Source organism: Yoonia sp. (assembly GCF_014859355.1).
Taxonomy (GTDB): Bacteria; Pseudomonadota; Alphaproteobacteria; order Rhodobacterales; family Rhodobacteraceae; genus Yoonia.
Window position 1 is genome coordinate 1 of record NZ_JACUUJ010000043.1, and the last position, 20,040, is coordinate 20,040.

Annotated in this window: 24 protein-coding genes; 12 read left to right on the top strand and 12 right to left on the bottom strand. The window is 57.8% G+C overall.

The window, feature by feature from the left end:
* A partial coding sequence (locus IBX59_RS12730; RefSeq protein ID WP_296376127.1) for a DUF1194 domain-containing protein occupies window positions 1–186 on the top strand: 186 nt, incomplete at its 5' end.
* 49 nt (window positions 187–235) lie between these two features.
* On the opposite strand, the gene IBX59_RS12735 is transcribed toward IBX59_RS12730, so the two are convergent.
* From IBX59_RS12735 to IBX59_RS12745, 3 genes are all read right to left on the bottom strand, one after another.
* On the bottom strand, window positions 236–757 hold the full coding sequence (locus tag IBX59_RS12735) for a MarR family transcriptional regulator (protein ID WP_296376130.1): 522 nt from the start codon (window positions 755–757) through the stop codon (window positions 236–238).
* A gap of 93 nt (window positions 758–850) precedes the next feature.
* Window positions 851–1,123: a succinate dehydrogenase assembly factor 2 gene (locus IBX59_RS12740; RefSeq protein WP_296376132.1), complete on the bottom strand. Its 273-nt coding sequence runs from the start codon at window positions 1,121–1,123 to the stop codon at window positions 851–853.
* Window positions 1,120–1,503 (bottom strand): helix-turn-helix transcriptional regulator, encoded by a 384-nt coding sequence (locus IBX59_RS12745; protein ID WP_296376134.1) that lies wholly within the window; start codon window positions 1,501–1,503, stop codon window positions 1,120–1,122. Before IBX59_RS12745 ends, IBX59_RS12740 begins: the two co-directional genes overlap by 4 nt.
* Before the next feature lie 80 nt (window positions 1,504–1,583).
* Here IBX59_RS12745 and IBX59_RS12750 point away from each other — a divergent pair, with 80 nt between their 5' ends.
* Together IBX59_RS12750 and IBX59_RS12755 are read left to right on the top strand one after the other, a co-directional pair.
* Window positions 1,584–2,786 carry a pyridoxal phosphate-dependent aminotransferase gene (locus tag IBX59_RS12750; RefSeq protein WP_296376177.1) on the top strand — a complete coding sequence of 401 codons (1,203 nt, stop codon included), beginning with the start codon at window positions 1,584–1,586 and terminating at the stop codon, window positions 2,784–2,786.
* Window positions 2,787–2,789: 3 nt separating this feature from the next.
* Window positions 2,790–3,194, top strand: coding sequence for a hypothetical protein (locus IBX59_RS12755; protein ID WP_296376136.1), 405 nt, complete (start codon window positions 2,790–2,792; stop codon window positions 3,192–3,194).
* Here the strand turns inward: IBX59_RS12755 and IBX59_RS12760 are convergent.
* The 5 genes from IBX59_RS12760 to IBX59_RS12780 all read right to left on the bottom strand — a co-directional run bounded on the left by IBX59_RS12760 (window position 3,191) and on the right by IBX59_RS12780 (window position 6,340).
* Entirely contained in the window at window positions 3,191–3,580 is a 390-nt protein-coding gene (locus IBX59_RS12760) for a hypothetical protein (RefSeq protein ID WP_296376138.1), read from the bottom strand. The genes IBX59_RS12755 and IBX59_RS12760 overlap by 4 nt on opposite strands.
* Before the next feature lie 87 nt (window positions 3,581–3,667).
* Window positions 3,668–4,615 (bottom strand): D-glycerate dehydrogenase, encoded by a 948-nt coding sequence (locus IBX59_RS12765; protein ID WP_296376142.1) that lies wholly within the window; start codon window positions 4,613–4,615, stop codon window positions 3,668–3,670.
* Window positions 4,612–4,950, bottom strand: coding sequence for a tRNA-binding protein (locus IBX59_RS12770; protein ID WP_296376144.1), 339 nt, complete (start codon window positions 4,948–4,950; stop codon window positions 4,612–4,614). The genes IBX59_RS12765 and IBX59_RS12770 overlap by 4 nt, the downstream gene beginning before the upstream one ends.
* On the bottom strand, window positions 4,943–5,758 hold the full coding sequence (proC, locus tag IBX59_RS12775; protein WP_296376146.1) for a pyrroline-5-carboxylate reductase: 816 nt from the start codon (window positions 5,756–5,758) through the stop codon (window positions 4,943–4,945). The genes IBX59_RS12770 and proC overlap by 8 nt, the downstream gene beginning before the upstream one ends.
* 78 nt (window positions 5,759–5,836) lie before the next feature.
* Window positions 5,837–6,340: a YbjN domain-containing protein gene (locus IBX59_RS12780; protein WP_296376148.1), complete on the bottom strand. Its 504-nt coding sequence runs from the start codon at window positions 6,338–6,340 to the stop codon at window positions 5,837–5,839.
* Between the two features lie 230 nt (window positions 6,341–6,570).
* Here IBX59_RS12780 and IBX59_RS12785 point away from each other — a divergent pair, with 230 nt between their 5' ends.
* Entirely contained in the window at window positions 6,571–7,602 is a 1,032-nt protein-coding gene (locus IBX59_RS12785) for a M20/M25/M40 family metallo-hydrolase (RefSeq protein ID WP_296376149.1), read from the top strand.
* 44 nt (window positions 7,603–7,646) lie between these two features.
* On the opposite strand, the gene IBX59_RS12790 is transcribed toward IBX59_RS12785, so the two are convergent.
* Window positions 7,647–7,892 carry an accessory factor UbiK family protein gene (locus IBX59_RS12790; protein WP_296376152.1) on the bottom strand — a complete coding sequence of 82 codons (246 nt, stop codon included), beginning with the start codon at window positions 7,890–7,892 and terminating at the stop codon, window positions 7,647–7,649.
* 105 nt (window positions 7,893–7,997) lie between these two features.
* On the opposite strand from IBX59_RS12790, the gene lgt reads away from it, so the two are divergent.
* The 5 genes from lgt to IBX59_RS12815 all read left to right on the top strand — a co-directional run bounded on the left by lgt (window position 7,998) and on the right by IBX59_RS12815 (window position 11,981).
* Window positions 7,998–8,876 carry a prolipoprotein diacylglyceryl transferase gene (gene lgt / locus IBX59_RS12795; protein WP_296376154.1) on the top strand — a complete coding sequence of 293 codons (879 nt, stop codon included), beginning with the start codon at window positions 7,998–8,000 and terminating at the stop codon, window positions 8,874–8,876.
* Window positions 8,873–9,931, top strand: a complete 1,059-nt coding sequence (locus tag IBX59_RS12800; RefSeq protein WP_296376156.1) for an SAM-dependent methyltransferase — start codon at window positions 8,873–8,875, stop codon at window positions 9,929–9,931. Before lgt ends, IBX59_RS12800 begins: the two co-directional genes overlap by 4 nt.
* Complete coding sequence (pgeF, locus tag IBX59_RS12805; RefSeq protein ID WP_296376158.1) at window positions 9,928–10,683, top strand: peptidoglycan editing factor PgeF; 756 nt, start codon at window positions 9,928–9,930, stop codon at window positions 10,681–10,683. The genes IBX59_RS12800 and pgeF overlap by 4 nt, the downstream gene beginning before the upstream one ends.
* Before the next feature lie 233 nt (window positions 10,684–10,916).
* Complete coding sequence (locus IBX59_RS12810; RefSeq protein WP_296376161.1) at window positions 10,917–11,069, top strand: hypothetical protein; 153 nt, start codon at window positions 10,917–10,919, stop codon at window positions 11,067–11,069.
* A 150-nt stretch (window positions 11,070–11,219) separates the two neighbouring features.
* Window positions 11,220–11,981 carry a Hint domain-containing protein gene (locus IBX59_RS12815; protein WP_296376163.1) on the top strand — a complete coding sequence of 254 codons (762 nt, stop codon included), beginning with the start codon at window positions 11,220–11,222 and terminating at the stop codon, window positions 11,979–11,981.
* Here IBX59_RS12815 and IBX59_RS12820 read toward each other — a convergent pair.
* The gene (locus IBX59_RS12820) at window positions 11,978–13,336 is read right to left on the bottom strand and encodes an MATE family efflux transporter (protein WP_296376165.1); all 1,359 of its coding nucleotides are present in this window, start codon (window positions 13,334–13,336) and stop codon (window positions 11,978–11,980) included. The genes IBX59_RS12815 and IBX59_RS12820 overlap by 4 nt on opposite strands.
* Window positions 13,337–13,406: 70 nt before the next feature.
* Entirely contained in the window at window positions 13,407–14,291 is an 885-nt protein-coding gene (locus IBX59_RS12825; RefSeq protein WP_296376167.1) for an NAD(P)-dependent oxidoreductase, read from the bottom strand.
* Between the two features lie 127 nt (window positions 14,292–14,418).
* Here IBX59_RS12825 and IBX59_RS12830 point away from each other — a divergent pair, with 127 nt between their 5' ends.
* Window positions 14,419–15,705: an alpha/beta fold hydrolase gene (locus tag IBX59_RS12830; RefSeq protein ID WP_296376169.1), complete on the top strand. Its 1,287-nt coding sequence runs from the start codon at window positions 14,419–14,421 to the stop codon at window positions 15,703–15,705.
* A gap of 128 nt (window positions 15,706–15,833) precedes the next feature.
* On the opposite strand, the gene IBX59_RS12835 is transcribed toward IBX59_RS12830, so the two are convergent.
* Entirely contained in the window at window positions 15,834–16,790 is a 957-nt protein-coding gene (locus IBX59_RS12835) for a D-2-hydroxyacid dehydrogenase family protein (RefSeq protein WP_296376171.1), read from the bottom strand.
* A gap of 119 nt (window positions 16,791–16,909) precedes the next feature.
* Here IBX59_RS12835 and parE point away from each other — a divergent pair, with 119 nt between their 5' ends.
* Both parE and IBX59_RS12845 read left to right on the top strand, forming a co-directional pair.
* Window positions 16,910–18,868, top strand: a complete 1,959-nt coding sequence (gene parE, locus IBX59_RS12840) for a DNA topoisomerase IV subunit B (RefSeq protein WP_296376173.1) — start codon at window positions 16,910–16,912, stop codon at window positions 18,866–18,868.
* A 42-nt stretch (window positions 18,869–18,910) separates the two neighbouring features.
* A complete protein-coding gene (locus IBX59_RS12845; protein ID WP_296376175.1) occupies window positions 18,911–19,828 on the top strand; it encodes a restriction endonuclease in 918 nt (305 codons plus the stop codon).
* Window positions 19,829–20,040 lie beyond the last annotated feature (212 nt).

Below are 20,040 nucleotides of genomic sequence, written 5' to 3' on the forward strand. Positions count from 1 at the left end.
GTGATCCGGGGGCCGGGGGCGTTTGTCGAAATTGCAAACGGGTTTGATGATTACGAAGCTGCGATGCGTCGCAAGTTGATCCGCGAGTTATCGGCGCAGGTGATCGGACGGACTGCCCCATGGCCGGACAGGCCGTCGCCATCGCAAACCAGCGCTATCGGCAGACAGCACCCGCAAGACGATTGAAAACGGGCCACCCGATGGGGGGATGGAACCGCCCCACATCGGATGCACGTCAGTAAATATAGCGAATCTGTTCTGTCCAATAGCGTTCGACCCGGCGCAGGGCGACGGCAATATCGTCGATTCCCGCCTGATCCAGCACCCGACGCTCAACAAGCCCGTCCGCATGGGTTGCAAACAGCCGTGCCACCAAATCGCGCACGCCGCGGCCTTTTTCCGTCAGCCGCACCCGAACCGACCGGCGATCAAGCTCGCTGCGCTGATGGTGCATGAAACCCATGTCCACCAGTTTTCGCAGATTATAGGACACATTGGACCCCTGATAATAACCGCGGCTTTTCAATTCGCCTGCCGTCACTTCATTGTCGCCGACGTTGAACAACAGCAGCGCCTGCACCGCGTTGATTTCCAACAGCCCGACGCGTTCAAATTCATCCTTGATAACGTCCAGCAAAAGCCGGTGAAGACGTTCCACCAAGGTCAGGGCCTCCAGATAAGATGCCATGAAGGCCGTGCTGCGGGCCGCAGATACACCATCCCTGCCGGGCTGGTGAAGGTCCGTATGAATTGTCATGTTCCTGTTTCCTTCGTGTTCCCGCACAAAGGCATAAAACAAAACAAAGAAAATTCAGTTAAACGATAAAATTGAACATGTTTTGCTGCAAAATCAGGCGGGGCGTGTCACCCCTTGCGCGCCCTGTGCGATTTGGCCAACCAACGCGGCATAACGATCAGGAACAGCGATCTGCCCCCCGATCCAGCCATAGATATCATGGTCATTTTCGGATAGCAGGGCATCATAAAGTGCCAGCATGTCATCGGGCATATCGGCAAGATGCCGATCCGAGTAGGCGGACAGGATCAGGTCCATTTCCTTGATCCCGCGGCGCATGGACCGCATCCGCATCCGTTTGATCATCGCTTCGCGTGTTTCGGTCATGTGTTGTCTCTCAGGCTTGCGCGCATCCGTTTTTCCAACTGGCCCAGTTTTTCGGCGCACATCGCGATCTGTGTCCGCAAAGCGCGCATCTCGGTCAAAATGTCATTGGCTATGGGCTGCGTGTCATCCGGGGCTTGCGGGCCTTCACCTTCACCGGTCAAGAGCCAGCTAAGCGACACGCCCAGCATGCCCGAGACCATTTGCAACTTGTTCGCGCGCGGTTCTTTCAGGTCATTTTCCCACCCTACGATTGTTCCGGTCTTGACCCCCAGCTTGCCAGCCAGCGCCGCTTGAGTCATGCCGGCCTGTTCGCGCGCGGCGGCCAACCGGTCGCCAAAAGTTGCCGCATCATCACTAAACCAACCCGCATCGTCTGTCATCGCGTGTCCTTGCTGCTTGCTATCCTTGTTGTGCCTGTCTTATGTCATACACAACCCAAGAATGCCACCGGATGACCGATATGACCTTTCTTTCGACGACACTTGACCGCGTCAAACCGTCGCCAACCATCGCTGTCACGACAAAAGCCGCTGAACTGAAAGCCGCAGGGCGCGATGTTATCGGGTTGGGCGCGGGCGAGCCTGATTTCGACACGCCGCAAAACATCAAGGATGCGGGCATCGCTGCAATTGCCGCGGGCAAGACAAAATATACCGCTGTCGATGGTATTCCCGAACTGAAACAGGCGATTTGTGCCAAATTCAAACGCGACAACGCGCTTGACTACACACCCGCGCAGGTCAGCGTTGGAACAGGCGGCAAACAAGTGCTGTATAATGCCTTTATGGCGACGTTGAACCCGGGGGATGAGGTGATCATCCCAGCCCCCTATTGGGTAAGCTACCCCGATATGGTGCTTTTGGCCGGCGGAGAGCCGGTGACCATCCCTGCATCGCTGGACACAAAATTCAAGATCACAGCCGCCCAGCTTGAGGCCGCGATCACGCCGCGCACCAAATGGTTCTTGTTCAATTCGCCATCCAACCCCACAGGCGCAGGGTATAGCTGGGACGAACTGAAGGCACTGACGGACGTATTGTTGCGTCACCCGCATGTCTGGGTGATGACAGACGACATGTATGAACATCTGGCATATGGTGATTTCAAATTCTGCACCCCCGCACAGGTTGAACCGGCGCTTTATGCCCGGACATTGACAGTGAACGGCGTGTCCAAGGCCTATGCGATGACGGGCTGGCGGATCGGTTATTCCGCGGGGCCAGAGGTGCTGATCCGTGCGATGCGCAAGGTGCAGTCACAATCCACATCCAACCCCTGTTCGATCAGCCAATATGCCGCCGTCGAAGCGCTGAACGGACCGCAGGATTTTCTGGCGACCAATAATGCGGTTTTCGAACGCCGTCGCGATCTGGTGGTTGATATGCTGAACGCCGCGCCCGGCATCGTTTGCCCCTGTCCCGAAGGCGCGTTCTATGTGTATCCGTCCATCGTGGATTGTATCGGCAAGACGTCAGCCGCTGGCACGCTGATTGAAAATGACGAAGTTTTCGCGACTGCCCTGCTGGACGAAACCGGCGTTGCAGTGGTCTTTGGTGCAGCCTTTGGCTTGTCCCCGAATTTCCGCATCAGCTATGCGACCTCGGACGCGGATCTGAAAGAGGCTTGCAACAGAATACTGGCTTTCTGCCGGGGGCTGGGTTGACTGATGAACGAACTGCCTGACTACTACTTTCGCATCCGCGACAACGGTGCCACCGTGTTTCGTGTCGATAGCGACAACCCGCACCGCCGGATTGAAATGGATCAGATCGCGGTCATTAATACAAACCGTGGGGATTATAAGGCATATGGTGACACACAGCTGACCGATAGCGACACCGCCGCAATCATGGCATGGCTGGCCGACCGCACGGCCGTGCTGAAACGGCGCGCACTTGACGATATTTACCGTGCAGTCGACGATCTGAACCTGACAGCGCATTGGGTGCAGGCCAAAGCCAGTGATGCGGAACTGGAATCGGTGACAGAACCTCTTTTGATGGCGATGCACGACCTGCGCAGCGTTCTGGTGCGCAAAATGGCCGACCGGGTTCTGGGCAAGGACACTTAGTGCGGCGGGGACGCGAAACGATACTGTGCAATACCATCAACCAGATGGTTCAAAAGCAACATCAACAGCACAAAAGCGGCCAGACACAGGGCATAATTTATCCCTGTCTGAACTGCCCGTTTCCACGTGCGGTCAAGCGCGGCAAACAACGGCACTTCGGGGCGTAACAGAAACCGGGCGGCAAGATGGCCGAACAGCAACGCACTTGTCCCCAGATGCAATGCGATAAACCAGAATGTCGGCACCTCTTGCGACAGATAACGCGCAAAGCCGACGAATGCCGTCCACCGGATAATATCATAGGCTTCGTTGGCCGTCGTTTCGAACCGGCGCCCCACGTCTGTGCGCCACGCGTCATTCGAAAGTTTTAACAGCACATGTTTCATGAACTGACTTGATCACCAAAAGACAATCATCGTCCATCCCCATAGCAGCAGGATCGCACAACTGTGTTCCGCATTTCAAATGCGCGGTTAAACGGCTTGTGGCAACGTCTGGCCCATGTCCCATGCAATAATATTGTCCAGCGCCATCTGCCCCATCGCTTCTCGCACTTCCAACGTGGCGGTGCCCAGATGCGGCAGAACAACCACATTGTCGAGGCAGCGCAGGGCCTCTGGCACACAGGGTTCTTTTTCAAAGACGTCCAAACCTGCACCGGCAATCTGCCCCGCACGCAGCGCCACGATCAACGCGGCCTCGTCCACCACATCACCGCGGGCGATATTGATGAAAATACCCGTCTTCTTCATTGCAGACAACGCTGCAGCGTCAATCAGATGGGTGTTCGGCCCACCCCCCGGCACTGTAACCACGACAATATCGGCTTGCCGCATAAGTGCATCCAGCCCGTCCACCTGTCGCGCAGGCAGATCAATCGGCTTGGGCGAGCGATTGAAATACAGCACCGGCATGTCAAAACCGAAATAGCACCTTCGGGCAACAGCCTGCCCGATGCGGCCCATGCCAATGATGCCGACGGTTTTTCCAGTCACATGGGTGCCCAACATTTGGGTTGGCGCCCAACCAGTCCATTTCCCTGCACGCACCAGCCTTTCGCCCTCGCCCGCGCGGCGGCAGGTGGACAAGATCAGGGTCATGCCGATATCTGCCGTGGCATCGGTCACAACATCGGGCGTGTTGGACACGGCAACACCCGCAGCCTTTGCCGCGGCAACGTCAATATGATTATATCCCACGCCAAAGTTCGCCAAAACGCCACAACGGATACCACCCCTGAAAGCATCGGCGGTGAACTGGTCCCCCAATGTCGGCAAGATCGCGTCAAAGTCGCGCAAGGCGGTTGCCGCCTCTGCCGGGGTCAGGCCCCGGTCGGCCTCGCGCTGGGTCACATCAAAGCGCGCGCGCGCTGCCGCCAGCGTCGCATCGGGCAAAGACCGCGTGATCAAAAGCTTTTTCAATGCAATCGCCCCCCGTTCGGCACCGGCATATCCGGCCCGACCAACACCACGGCACCCGCCGCATCCGGCATTCCCAACACCAACACCTCTGACATGAATTTGCCAATCTGGCGGGGTGGGAAATTGACGACAGCCAGCACCTGTTTACCCACCAGCGTCTGTGGCGCATAATGCGCCGTGATCTGGGCCGAAGTTTTTTTCTCGCCGATTTCGTCCCCAAAGTCGATCCACAGCTTGATCGCGGGTTTGCGGGCTTCAGGGAAGGGTTCGGCGCGCAACACCGTGCCAACGCGCACATCCACCTTCAAGAAATCATCGAACGAAATGTCACTCACGCGACAATTCCCGTGACCGGTGGGCCGCGGCTGCAACAGCGCGGCGCAGCAAGGCGGGGAAACCCGTGTCAGGATCCATCAGCACGGCCAACGCGGCCTGCGTAGTGCCATTGGGTGACGTCACATTGACCCGCAATTGTCCAGGCTCTTCCTCTGCGTTTTCGGCCAGATCTCCGGCGCCGCCAACTGTGGCCTTGGCCAAGGTCATCGCCACTTCCTCGGACAGGCCCTCGGCCACGCCAGCGGCAGCAAGCGTTTCGATCAGGTGAAACACATAGGCCGGACCGGACCCTGACACGGCCGTAACCGCATCCATCTGACTTTCATCATCCAGCCGAACCGTCTGCCCGATCGACCACATCAGCGCCTCTGCCAGATCCAGATCATCGTTGCCGGTCTTTGTATTGCCAATCAGGGCGGTTATCCCCCGACCAATCGCAGCGGGCGTGTTCGGCATCGCGCGGATGATCGGGGTCTGGTCACCCAAAATCGCCTCGAACGTGGAAATCGGTGTGCCCGCCGCGACCGAGATGATCAGTGTGCTGCCGTTTCCCAAACGTTTCACATCGGGCAATGCCTGTTTCATCATCTGCGGTTTAACGGCAATCAGCGCAATGGCCGGGTTTTCAGGCAGCTCGCCCCCGATGTGCACCCCCTGCTGTTTCAGCCAGTCCGACGGATGCGGGTCGATCACCCAGACAGCGTGCGGCGGCAAACCATTGCGGAGCCATCCCGCCAACATCGCCGATCCCATTTTCCCGCAGCCCAACAACACAAGGCCACGTTCGGCAACGTCATTCATGTTCATTTAAAAAATTCCCCTGACTTATTGGCAGGAGATTACGCAAAGGCCAGACAGGATTAAACCCACCCGGCACCATAATTTTCATGCCCGCCCGAATGCCCCGCCAATCGCGACCTGCACCGCCTCGGCCGGTGTCCGTTCGGCCCATGTGACCAGTTGGATCGCGGGGTAATATTGTTCGCAGGCGCTAACGGCGGCATTGATCATGGTGCCGATCTGATCAGGGCCGGCCATTTGATCGCCCGCCATGATCAACCCATAGCGATAGACCATCAATTGCTGATCCTGCCACCACGTGAATGCCCCTGCCCAGCACCGGTCATTGATTGTGTTCAACGTTTCATAAAGCGCCGGAACGCGATGCGCCGGGGGTTCCATGTCATATGTGCAGATCAGGCGCAGCGTTTCATCAAAGGCTGACCAAGCCAAAGTGATTGAATAGGTCCGCCACTGACCTTCGACCACCATCGCGATCTGGTCATCATGAATGCGGTCAAATTCCCAGTCATGGTGTTCCGCGATGTGTTCAACCAGATCAATCGGGTGAAGGTCATCTGCGTCAAGATACTGTTCAGACAATGCCATTTACTCGGCCTCACTGTTTGGCGCTTGGTTCACGACCGCGACCCAAGCACTAGGTGCCTGCTCTAGGGGCGGTGTAGTTCTCGTTTAGCCCCTACGAGATATGGTGGGCGCAACGTCCGAGTCTGTAAAGTCATTTCTTGGGGATAACCCCGCCGTCGTAGAAAATTCATGGGGATAATTGCCTTCTGCCGCGCAAAGTCACAGATTGCAGCCAAATACAGGAGCAAGCGATGAACACCGACCTTCTTAAACGTCTTTGCGAAACCCCCGGCGTGCCGGGTCATGAACAGCGTGTCCGCGATCTGGTCACGGCGGAAATCAAGGGGCTGTTCGATGAGGTAACAACAGACCCAATGGGGTCATTGCTGTGCCGCCGTGACGCCGACAAGAAAGACGCACCGCGCATCATGCTGCTGTGCCACATGGATGAAATCGGCTTTCTGGTCAGCCATATCACCAAAGAAGGTTTTGTTTATCTGCAACCCGTGGGCGGGTTCGATCCACGCAACCTGTTTTCGCGCCGCGTGCTGGTTTGCACCGATCAGGGCGATTTCAGGGGTGTGATGAACCCTGACGGCAAGCCATTGCATATTTCTTCGCCAGAAGACCGCAAGAAAGTGCCCGAAATCGGCGATTTCTTTGTCGATCTCGGCATGGGTAAAAAGACCCATGACGTGATCAGCATCGGCGATTTTGTTGTCATGGATGAACCGTTTCTGGAAATGGGCGATAAATTCGTGTCCAAGGCGCTGGATAACCGCGTCGCCTGCTGGCTGGGGATCGAAGCGATCCGCCAGTTAGGCAAGAAAGGGCGCGGCGCGGAAATTCACGTGGCTTTCACCTGTCAGGAAGAGGTGGGCCTGCGCGGGGCGCGCACGGCGGCCTATGCGATCAAACCCGATATCGGGTTGGGTGTTGATACCACATTGGCCTGTGACACCCCCGGCGTGCCAGAAAAGGATGCAACCACCCGACATGGCAAGGGGTTTGGGCTGCACGTGCGCGACAGTTCCTTTATCGCCGACAAGGCGCTGGTGGCTGAAATCGAAGCACTGGCGAAGAAAAAGAAAATCCCGTTCCAGCGCACGATGCTGGCCGCTGGCGGGCAGGACGGTGCGGCGGCCCAGCAGGCAGCAGCAGGCGCACGTGCGGTGGGGATCGTGGTTGGCACGCGGTATATTCATACCGTAACCGAGATGGTCGAAAAGGGCGATTTGCAGGCCGCACTGGATATTCTGGTGGCCTATCTGTCGGAATTCTAAACAGACAGCAGGAATTTTTGCAAAAATTCCTGCTGTCTGTCCACTTACTTGTTGCCCGCTTCCAATGCCGCGATCCTTGCGGCCAGGGCTTCGTTTTCTTCGCGGGCTTTCTGCGCCATCGCGCGCACCGCATCGAATTCTTCACGGGTGACAAAATCACGATCCGCCAACCAGCGGTCCATAAGGGATTTCATCGCGGTGTTCGCTTCGTCCTTGGCCCCTTGGGCGACACCCATGGCGTTGGTCATCAACTGGCTCAGGTCGTCAAACATCTTGTTTCTGCTTTGCATCGCATTCTCCAATCGCGTCTGCCTTTCTATATGGGACGAACCGGCAATGCGCACAACCCGACAAGGCTTGTTGACTTCGCCGCAGTGTCGGACAAGGAATGACCCATGATAGCCGCAATCCCCTTTCCCGACATCTCGCCCGAGATTGTATCGTTTACGATCTTTGGCCAAACGCTTGCCCTGCGCTGGTATGCTATGGCCTATATTGTGGGCATCGCGCTCGGGTGGCAATTGATCAAGTTCGCTTTGCGGCGTCCGGCCCTGTGGCGCAACGGTCCGCCGATGCAGGTTTCCCAACTTGACGATCTGCTGACCTATATCGTGATCGGCGTGATCGGCGGCGGGCGGCTGGGTTATGTGCTGTTTTACAAACCTGCCGAATATCTGGCCAACCCCGTCGACATCTTCAAGATCTGGGAAGGCGGGCTTTCGTTCCACGGCGGGTTCCTTGGCGTTGTCGCCGGGGTCTACCTGTTCAGCCGTCGCCGGCAGGTGCCGCTGCCCGATCTGGCCGACATCATCGCGGTGTCTGCGACACCCGCCGTGTTGCTGGTGCGCTGTGCGAATTTCATCAACGCCGAACTGTGGGGGCGGCCGACCGACCTGCCATGGGGTGTGATTTTCCCCGGAGAGGCGGCGCAAAGCTGTGCGACCGCGTTGGCACCTTGCGCCCGCCACCCCTCGCAACTCTATGAGGCAGGGTTAGAGGGGCTGGTGCTTGGCACAATCCTGATCCTGCTTGCCTTCCGCTTTGGAGCGCTGAAAAAACCATGGCTGTTGTCAGGTGTTTTCTTTGCCGGTTATGGGCTGGCCCGCTTTAGCGTTGAGTTTGTCCGCCAGCCTGACGCGCAGTTTCAAAGTATCGGAAACGAACTGGGTCTGGCGCTGCATTACGGGGGATACGGGCTGACGATGGGGCAACTTTTGACGTTGCCGATGATCATTATCGGAATCACCGTGATCGTGATCAACCAGCGCAGATGACCCCGCTTGGTGATGCACTGCGCGCGCGGATCGCGCGCACCGGGCCGATCAGCATTGCCGAATACATGGCAGATTGTCTGATGCACCCGATCCACGGGTATTACGCCACGCGCGATCCATTCGGGCGCGCGGGTGATTTTATTACCGCACCGGAAATCAGTCAGATGTTTGGCGAATTGGTCGGCTTGGCGCTGGTGCAAAGCTGGTTGGATCAGGGCGCGCCAGATCACATCACATTGGCCGAACTTGGCCCGGGACGCGGCACGCTGATGGCGGATGCGCTGCGCGCCACGCAGCGGGTGCCGGGCTTTCATGCCGCGTTGCGCGTGCATTTTGTTGAAACCTCGCCTGTGTTGCGCGCAGCGCAGGCCACCGCAGTGCCGGATGCGCAATGGCACGACCGGATTGATACGCTGCCCGATGCCCCCCTTTTCCTGATCGCAAATGAATTCTTTGATGCTTTGCCGATCCGGCAATTCATCCGCGATGGATCCGAATGGCGCGAACGGGTGATCGGGCTGGACGGTGATGCCTTGGCCTTCGGGCAGTCAGAGCCAGCCCCGCTTGCCTTTCTGGCGCACCGTCTGTCCGACACAAAAGACGGCGACCTGATCGAAGTTTGCCCTGCCCTGCCCGGGATCATCCAAGACATCGGCCAGCGCATCAGCACCTATGGCGGGGCGGCGCTGATCATCGATTATGGCGACTGGCAATCGCAGGGCGATACCTTGCAGGCATTGGCAGGCCATGCACACGCCGACCCGCTGGAAAACCCCGGGCAGGCTGATCTGACGGCACATGTGGATTTCGCCGCCATTGCCCGCGCGGCCAGCCCTGCACGGTTCACCCGATTAACCACGCAAGGGGTGTTTCTTGAGCGGCTGGGCATTACCCAAAGGGCGCAGGCATTGGCCCACAACCTGACGGATGAGGCACAAGAAATACACATCGCCGCACATAGGCGCTTGACCCATCCGTCAGAAATGGGTGACTTGTTCAAGGTAATCGGTATCTATCCTGTAACGGCGCCCCCGCCCCCCGGACTGGACCCATGACGTTAGAGATCATCACCGACCCGGCCCTTTCAGGCACCCAGCACGGGTTTTTCACCCGCGCAGGTGGCGCGTCTTCGGGTGTGTTCAGGGGGCTGAACTGCGGGCATGGCAGCTCTGATCAGGATGATATTGTCAGCATCAACCGCGAGAGGGTCGCGGCCGCCCTTGGTCTGACGGCAGACCGGTTGGTCGGTGTGCATCAGGTGCATTCGGCCGATGCAATCACCGTCTGCGGCCCCCTGACTCGCCCGATCAAGGCCGATGGGCTGGTCACGGCAACCCCCGGAATAGCGATTTCAGTGCTGACCGCCGACTGCCAACCCGTGCTGTTTGCTGACCGGGCGGCCGGTGTTATCGGCGCGGCGCACGCCGGCTGGCAGGGCGCGCTGGATGGTGTGTTGGAAGCGACCCTGCACAAAATGGAAGAACTGGGCGCATCGCGCGCCAATATCAGCGCCGTGATTGGCCCGTCGATCAGCCAGCGTAATTACGAGGTCGGGCCGGAATTTCACGACCGGTTTGTGGCAGTTGATCAGGCCTACGCGCGGTTTTTCGTGCAAGGCAGGGGGGATCGCTTGCATTTCGATTTGCCGGGATTTGGGCTTGATCAATTGCGCCGCTGCGGTGTCGCAAATGCCAGTTGGACACGCCATTGCACCTATGACGACGCAGAGCGTTTTTTCAGCTATCGCCGATCGGTTCACCAAAAAGAAGCCGATTACGGGCGGCTGATCGCGGCGATCCGCCTTTAATCGCGGCACGAATAAGGCGGCGGCGGTCAAATAGGGCGCAATTGCACCGTCCAAATCATAAAATGATGCAGTCCTACCAGAAAATAAACTACAATATCAGATGGTTGTCATAAAGGTACCCGCGTTTTGCCACCGCAAAACTTTCCTTGACGGCGTCAAAGTCTTGCCAGTTTGATACCCCAAGCTAAGGCTAATCGTTCACACGGCGATGACCAGACAAGAAAGGACGTCACATGAAAAATCGTTGGCATATTTCGTTGCAGGCCGCAGTTGATGAATTTGACACAGCCTTGCCCTGGGAACGCGGTGCAAGTCGAAAGGCCATGATCGCGCGGCGCAATATCATGACGGATCATGCAAGCAAGGACAATCACGCCCCAGCCTGACAGCAGCAGCGTCCTGATATCAGGCGGCGTCGTCCCGACCGAACAATCGTAGGTATGCGGCCGATTTGATGCAGCCTTATGACCTCTGCCTTATGTAAACCCCCGTGCTGCGGTGACGCGCGCACAATGTAAAGACCAGTAGCTGATCGTATGAGTATACATGAACGCCATGCCCACCGTTTGACAACACGTGCAGACTTAAAAGAAATTCCCGCCAGCGGATTGCGGCGGCGGCGTTACGACATCGCCTATCTGTCACCAAATGGCGCTGTTGAACATATGTCCCACATGGCCCCCGCGCTTGCGGTTTTCGAAGACGCCTTTGGAGCCTTGGGGCATAGCGCCTTGGTGCAAACCACCAGCGGCAATGTCGCGGTGGAAGATCTCATGCCGGGCGACAGGATCAGGCTGGCCAACGGGCAGTTTGAAACCTTGCTGTGGCATGGCACAATGACCCTGCACCCCAACGCCCCCGGCGCCAAGGCGGAAACATGCAATCTGACCCGCATCATGGCCGATGCCTTTGGTTATCTGCGCCCATCGCCTGATCTGGTGCTCGGACCAACGGCGCGGCTTTTTCACAAGGCCAACGGGATGCAGGCACTGATCGGCAAAGATGCCGCATTCATTCCGGCGCAAGACTTTGTTGATGGTGCGAATATCATCAATCTGCGGCCCGCCGGGGCTGTGAATGTTTATCAACTGGGCTTTGCAAGCCAACAACGGGTTCCCGTGAATGGCCTTGAAATTGAAAGCCTGCACCCCGGAACTGCGTTTTCGCATGGTCTGCGAGGCGAAATGCTGGCCCTGTATCTGTCGCTATTCCCGCACGTGACCAGCATGGATGGCTTTGGCCTGATGCAGCACCCTCGGCTGCGGTTGCGCGATCTTGACCTGCTGGACCGTCGCTAGGCGGCAGGGCTGATTCGCACGGACCTGCCCCAGAAACGCAGCATCAGCAAAACAGCAGCCACCGTTAACCCCAAAACCAGCCCCAACCACAGCCCGATGGCCCCCAGACCAAACCAGAACCCCAGCGCATAGCTGGCCGGCATGCCCACGATCCAATAGCTGAAGGTCGCCATGATCATTGGCACGGTGGTATCCTGAACACCGCGCAAAAGGCCCAAGACCATAACCTGTGCGGCATCAACAACCTGAAATAGCGCCGCAATCATCACAAGACCCGCCCCAATTTGTAACAAGGTCGCGCGTTCCGGCTCTGACGGATCAATAAACAAGGACACCAGAAATTCAGGAACGGCCAGAAAAATCACCGATGTGGTCAACGCAAAAATGGCCGAAAGCATAATCGCCGTCACCCCGCCCCGGCGCAACAGCGCCTCGTCCCGGCGGCCCAGCGCGCGGCCTGCGCGCACCGTCGCCGCCTGACTGAACCCGATATGCACCATGAATGTCAGGCTGGCCAACTGGATGGCAATGCCATGGGCGGCCAACGGCAGCGGCCCGATCCAGCCCACCATGATGGCGCTGGCGCTGAACAACCCGCCTTCGGCCAGCGATGTCAGCCCGATGGGCCAGCCAAGGCGGAACACGCGGGCCATGATTTCGGCATCGCTGCGCCAGAAATTTCGGAACAATTCGTATTGCGGCAGTTGGCGCAGAATATAAACCGCCAGCCACAGCACCGTCACGATCGTTACGATCAGCGATGCAATCGCCGCCCCCTTGATCCCCATTTCAGGCGCGCCCAGATTGCCAAAAATCAGCGCATAGTTCACCACCACATTCAACAGTGCGGTGCCGATGGTGGCCCAAAGGATCACGGCGGTGTGTTCCAGCGCCGCCAGATAGGATTTCAACGTCATCACGATCAGCGCGGGGATCATCTGCCAGATCACGATCTGCAAATAGATATCGGCCAGGCCCGCGACCTCGGGGTCTTGGCCAATCGCCAACAAGATCGCCTCGGCCCAGAAAAACGGGATCGTTACGACAAGACCGTAAATGATCGACAGCCACAGCCCCATACGCGTGACACGGCGCACTTGCACGTCGTCGCCATCCTCGGCCGCGGCAGCGACCAAAGGGGTAACGGCCTGCGCAAACCCCGCACCGACGATAAAGATCACAAAAAACAGTGTTGTCGCAATGGTCGCAGCTGCCAGCGCACGGACATCATACCAGCCCAGCATCACCGTGTCTGTGATGTGAATCGCGAATTGGGCCAGATTGCTCAGGATCAGCGGCATCCCCAGCCGCAGAATCGCCCTTGCATGGGCGCGATATGTCATCATCTGTTGCATATCCGATCCCCTAGGCCGGATCGGCATTTACGTCCAGAGAGATAACACGCTGCCAGTCCGCAGACGCTAATTAACCCAGCACATCCCGCCAGCTATGCTGCGGCGCAAAGCCGACCATCTGTTTGGCCTTGTCATTGGCATACATGGTTTCATTGGCCCCCATATCGCGGCGGACATCGACGCCTTGATAAAACTGCGCGATCACCTGATCCGACGTGATCCCCACCGACATATCGTCATTCGACACGTTGAACACCTGATAGCCCAGACCGTCGGTTTTCAAACAGCAATCTACCATATGCCCCAGATCGCGCGCGTCGATATAGGCAAAGATGTTGCGCCGCCGCAGCGCGGGGTCGGCGATGAAGGCGGGAAAGTTTTCTGCATATTCATGCGGCTCGATCACGTTGTTGATCCGCAAGCCATAGATATCCGCCCCCGTGCGCGCCTGAAATGACCGCGCTGTCGCCTCGTTACAGACCTTGGACATGGCATAACTGTCGTGTGGCACTGTCGGGTGGTCTTCGTCCACAGGCACATAAGCTGGCTTGACCTCGCCATCGGCAAAGCAGACGCCATAGGTGGTTTCGGAACTGGCGAAAATGATTTTGGCGATACCCAGCTTGGTCGCGGCTTCGATCACGTTGTAGGTGGACAGCGTGTTGATGCGGAAACATTCGCCATCAGTGCCGATCATCACACGCGGCACAGCGGCGAAATGCACCACCGCGTCAAATTTCGGCACGCCGGTGCCTGCGTCCAGTTCATGAAAATCGGTGAACTGCGACATGGCACCAATCACCTGCCCGAAATCGGTCAGATCAATCAGCAATTCCGACACATCCAGCCCCGATGGCACCAAATCGGCATTCACAACAATGTGCCCTTGTTCCTGTAAATGGCGGATCGCATGTTTGCCCGCCTTGCCGCTGCCGCCTGTAAAAAATATGCGCATCATCTGCCTCCGTGGTTGCGCCCCAATCTAACGTGCAGTTCAGTGGCGGCAACGGGTATTCATGCCCGCGCTGCAGGGATAGAGTGCAGGCAAAACACAAAACGGCGAAATACCGGAGATAACGACCATGCGCAAAATGACTTTGGCCCTTGGGCTGATCGCGGCCAGCGGTGCCACAGCGGAAAACCGGATCGACATGGTGCGCCCGGACGCACCTGCGCTGGCGGCCTATGGCGTGCATCGGATCGGCGTCACCACCCTGAGCTTTACCAACCCCGACCAGATTGATGTTGCAAATACCGGCGAAACAGGCGTGCCACCGGTTTATGACCGCAGCCTGACCGTAGAAATCTGGTATCCCGCCACCGATGACACCACGCCAGGCGGCATCTATCAGACGGTGCTGCGCGATGGCGTTACCCCTGCGACGCTGACAGGGCAGGCCGCGCGGGACGCTACGCCAGACAGCGCGCAGACATTTCCCTTGGTGGTCATCTCGCACGGGTATCCGGGCAACAGGTATCTGATGTCACCATTGGCCGAAAACATCGCGTCCAAAGGTTATGTCGTTGCTGCCATCGACCATCCCGACAGCACCTATGATGATCAGGCCGCGTTTGGTTCAACGCTGGTCAACCGCCCGTGGGACCAAAAGTTTATCATCGACAGCATCGGGACATTGGATGGGGCGCTTGGCGCAATGATCCAAGACGATAACGTCGCCCTCATTGGCTATTCCATGGGGGGATACGGCGCGTTGATCTATGCAGGTGCCGGGGTGACGCGGGTCAGCACCACCTATGAATGGGGTGCGCCACAAGGGCTCTTGGAACGCAACATGACCGGCACCGATACGCATATGGCTCTGTCTGACGATCCGCGCATCAAGGCTGTGATCGCTTTTGGCCCATGGGGCAACAACACAGGGTTCTGGGACAACCACGGCTTGGAAGAGGTCGAAAAACCGCTTTTGCTGATTGCAGGGGGTGTCGATGATGTCTCTGGCTACGACGCGATCCGCGCGATCTTTGATGCGACGGTCAACGCACCGCGGCATCTGCTGACGTTTGAAAATGCCAACCACAATGCCGGCGCGCCCATGCCCGCCCCCACCGAAAGCTATGCAGTGTCAAAAACACTCGGCTATGCGCCTTTTGACCACTATGCCGATGCGGTCTGGGACAATGTGCGCATGAACAATATCAGCCAGCATTTTCTGACCGCCTATCTGGACCTGCACCTTAAGGGCGATTCGGCCAAGGCCGGTTTTCTTGGCCTTGTGCCAGTGGCACATGACGGGGTCTGGGAAACAGATGCAGACGGCTCCCCAACCGATGAACACACCTATTGGGCAGGTTTTCCAAATCGCACCGCCGCTGGGCTGCGGTTTGAAACAAAGCGTGCCGGGGAATAACCCCCGCGGCGGGGGCCAAGACACCGGCCGTGCACGGCCCTGTGCCCCTACGCCTGCAAATGGCGGATCGCATGTTTGCCCGCCTTGCCGCTGCCGCCGGTAAATAAAATACGCATTGTCTTGTTCCGTCAGGTCAACACGCGGATTGGTGCCCCTGCGGCCCATGCATGGATCGCCGCCACCGTTTCGCGATAAAACAAGGTGAATGTCGCCTCGGTGGTGTAGCCCAGATGCGGCGTCAGCAAAAGTTGCCCCGCAGCGATCAGATCGGCAGCACGCAGCGGGTCATCAGCGGGCAAGGGTTCCACGTCGAACACATCAAGGCCCGCCATGGCCGGCTTGCCCGCACGCAATCCGGCCAGCAATGCCGGCGTATCCACAATGGGGCCACGCGAGGTGTTGATAAACACCTGCCCCGGCTTGGCGGCGGCAAAGGCAGCAGCATCCAACAGACCCTTGCTGCGATCCGACAACACCAGATGCACGCTGGCCACGTCAGATGCGGCCATCAGATCTGCCAGCGTGTCCATGCGGGTCACGCCCACCTCGGCGGCGCGGGCATCGGTCAGGTTTTGCGACCATGCGCAAATGTCCATCCCCAACGCGCGGCCCAGCGCGGCCATCTGCGCCCCGATATTGCCCATCCCGATCAGCCCCAGCGTCAGCCCGGCCACGTCCCGGCCCAGCCCCACCTGCCAGCCTGCATCGCCATGCAGCGCCGCCACCTCTGGCAGCAAACTGCGGTTCAGGGCCAGCATCATCAGCACGGCCAGTTCCGATGTGGTCGTTTTGCGGCTGGGCGTGCCGCAGACGGTGACACCCGCCGCACGCGCGGCATCCAGATCAATCGCCGCGTTCTTTGGGCCGGTCGTTACGATCAGCCGCAACTGCGGAAGAGCCGCGATCCGGGCAGCAGACATCGGCGTGCGCTCGCGCATCAGGCAGATTACATCAAACGGGGCCAGCCGCGCGACAAGCGCGTCATGATCCGTGATCGTGTCATCAAACACGGTCACATCCAGCCCATCCCAATCCGCCAGCCGCAAGGCAGCCCCTGCGTAATCGTCCAACACGGCAATCTTCATATGCATCCCCCCGATTTTATCAGCAAGAAACGACTTTGACCACGGAAAGGCAACAGGGCGATTGCCCCTGCCCAACCACCCTGCCAATATGGGGCAAACCAATGAAAAGAGCAGCACCCATGGCCGATGACCTCCTTTCCGGGGCCAACCCCGATGATTACAACGCCAGCAGCATCGAAGTGCTGGAAGGGCTTGAACCTGTCCGCAAACGGCCGGGCATGTATATCGGCGGCACCGACGAACGCGCCTTGCATCACCTTGTGGCCGAAGTGCTGGACAATTCCATGGACGAGGCCGTCGCAGGCCACGCAAACCGGATCGAGGTGGAACTGCACGCCGATCATTCCGTCACGATCAAGGATAACGGGCGCGGCATCCCCATCGACCCACACCCCAAATTCCCCGACAAATCCGCGCTCGAGGTGATCCTTTGCACGCTGCACGCGGGCGGCAAATTTTCCGGCAAGGCCTATCAGACATCCGGCGGGCTGCACGGCGTGGGTGCGTCGGTGGTCAACGCGCTGTCTGACAGCATGGTGGTGCAGGTCGCGCGCAACAAGGAACTGTATGAACAGCGGTTTTCGCGGGGGGTTCCCCTCGGGCCGATCCAGAAACTGGGGCCGACGCAAAACCGGCGCGGCACCACCGTGACATTCCACGCTGACCCCGAAATCTTTGGCACGCAGCGGTTTAAACCCGCGCGACTGTATAAATCCATCCAGTCCAAGGCCTATCTGTTTTCCGGCGTCGAAATCCGCTGGAAATCGGAAATCAACGATGGCGAAACCCCGACCGAGGCGACCTTTCACTTTCCCGGCGGTTTGGCGGATTACCTGAAGGAAACACTGGGCAAGGCAAGCACCTATGCCGACAAACCATTCGCTGGCACCGTGGATTTTGCCGAAAAATTCAACGAACCCGGCAAAGTGGAATGGGCGATCAACTGGACGCCCGCGCGCGACGGGTTCCTGCAATCCTACTGCAACACCGTCCCCACGCCCGAGGGCGGCACCCATGTCGCCGGTTTCTGGGCTGCAATCCTGAAGGGCATCAAGGCCTATGGCGAATTGTCAGGCAACAAAAAGGCCGCGCAGATCACCCGCGAGGATCTGATGTCGGGCGGTTGCGCGCTGGTGTCCTGTTTCATCCGCGAACCCGCCTTTGTCGGCCAGACCAAGGACCGGCTGTCATCTGAAATTGCCGCGAAAATGACCGAAGGTGCTGTGCGCGACCATTTCGACAACTGGCTGGCTGCCGATACGAAATCCGCCGGCGCGATCCTTGATTTTCTGGTGTTGCGGGCCGAGGAACGCCTGCGCCGCCGTCAGGAAAAGGAAACCGCCCGCAAATCCGCTACGAAAAAACTGCGCCTGCCCGGCAAGCTGACCGATTGCACATCAAAGGACCGCGCGGGAACCGAATTGTTCATCGTCGAGGGCGACAGCGCGGGCGGGTCGGGCAAGGGCGCGCGCAACCGCGTCAATCAGGCGCTTTTGCCGCTTAAGGGGAAAATCCTGAATGTGCTGGGGGCAGCATCGAACAAGCTGACCACCAACGCCGAAATCAACGACCTCTGCGAGGCTTTGGGCGTCGGCATGGGCACGAAATTCAATGTTGACGATCTGCGCTATGACAAAATCATCATCATGACTGATGCGGATGTGGACGGCGCACATATCGCCAGCCTGCTGATGACGTTCTTTTTCACCCAGATGCGCCCGCTGATCGACCACGGGCACCTGTATCTGGCCTGCCCGCCGCTTTACCGGCTGACGCAGGGCGCGCGGCGGCTTTACGTGGCCAGCGACGCGGAAAAAGATACGATGCTGGCCAAGGGGCTGGGCGGCAAGGGCAAGATCGACGTGCAGCGGTTCAAGGGCCTGGGCGAGATGGATGCCAAAGACCTGAAGGAAACCACGATGGACCCCGCCACCCGCAAACTGATCCGCGTGACGGTGCATGACGATGTGCCGGGGGATACCGCGGATCTGGTGGAAAGGTTGATGGGGAAGAAGCCGGAATTGCGGTTCCAGTATATTCAGGAGAACGCAAGGTTTGTGGAGGAGTTGGATGTTTGAGGAAGCTCGCGAACTTTTCCATAATGCAAAAGGAATTGATTGATGCCGGTGCCTGACTTTCAATCATTAATGCTGCCGATCTTACAGTTATTTGCTGAAGGGAAAACAAGCATTAAGGATTGCATCAATCCGTTGCGTGACCAATTTTTGATAACTGATGAAGAAGCTGCAGAGACTCTTCAAAGTGGCCAGACCGTCCTCTATAATCGCGCGCATTGGGCCAGAACCTATCTCGGCAAGGCTGGATTGCTTCAATCACCCAAAAGGGGGTTTCATGAAATCACTCATCAAGGGCGAATTTTTCTGAATTCCAATCCTGACAAGATTAATATTTCTGACCTTAAACGGTTTTCTGAATTCTCAGAATGGGCTGCTCAGGATGGCAAAGAAAAAAGTTCCGGGCCAGAAGGCCACGACAACCTTATCGAGGATGACCAAACGCCCGAAGATGCAATTCAAGAAGCACATAATCTAATCAACTACGCACTGCGAGAAGAGCTATTGGCCGCACTGGCTCAAGTGTCACCTGTTCGCTTTGAACAACTAATTCTCGACCTACTTGCAGCAATGGGCTTCGGGAAGGGAAAATCTGAATATAAGCGACTGACCCCTGCAACCGGCGACGGTGGTATCGATGGGGTAATTAATGAGGACGCTTTAGGATTAGACGCAGTATACATTCAAGCAAAACGATATGCCGTTGAAAATAAAGTAAGCAGGCCTGATATCCAGAGATTTGTCGGTTCACTAACAGGTGAAAGTGCGACAAAAGGTGTTTTTGTTACGACATCTGATTTTTCAAAAGAAGCTGTTGCATATATTGACAGAATTCAGCAGCGCGTTGTTTTGATAAATGGGCAAAAACTTGCATCGTTGATGATAGAACATGGGGTTGGCGTTCGCACGCGATCTATTTTTGAAATAAAAAGTCTTGATGAGGACTATTTTTCCGACCAGTAACCTTCCGCGTGCATGCAAGCACGCGCCCGACATCACCACCGCTTCCCCACATAGGGCATCGCCCGGACCTCGGGGTGAGTGCGCAGCACCGTCCCCATGGGAGAGGTCCGGGCGCTGCCCGGCGATGCCGGGCGGGACATGGGATTGATCGCATCGCCCCTTTCCCTAGCGTAAACGCGCCCTACCTTCCCGTCATGCGCCATCTCATGCTC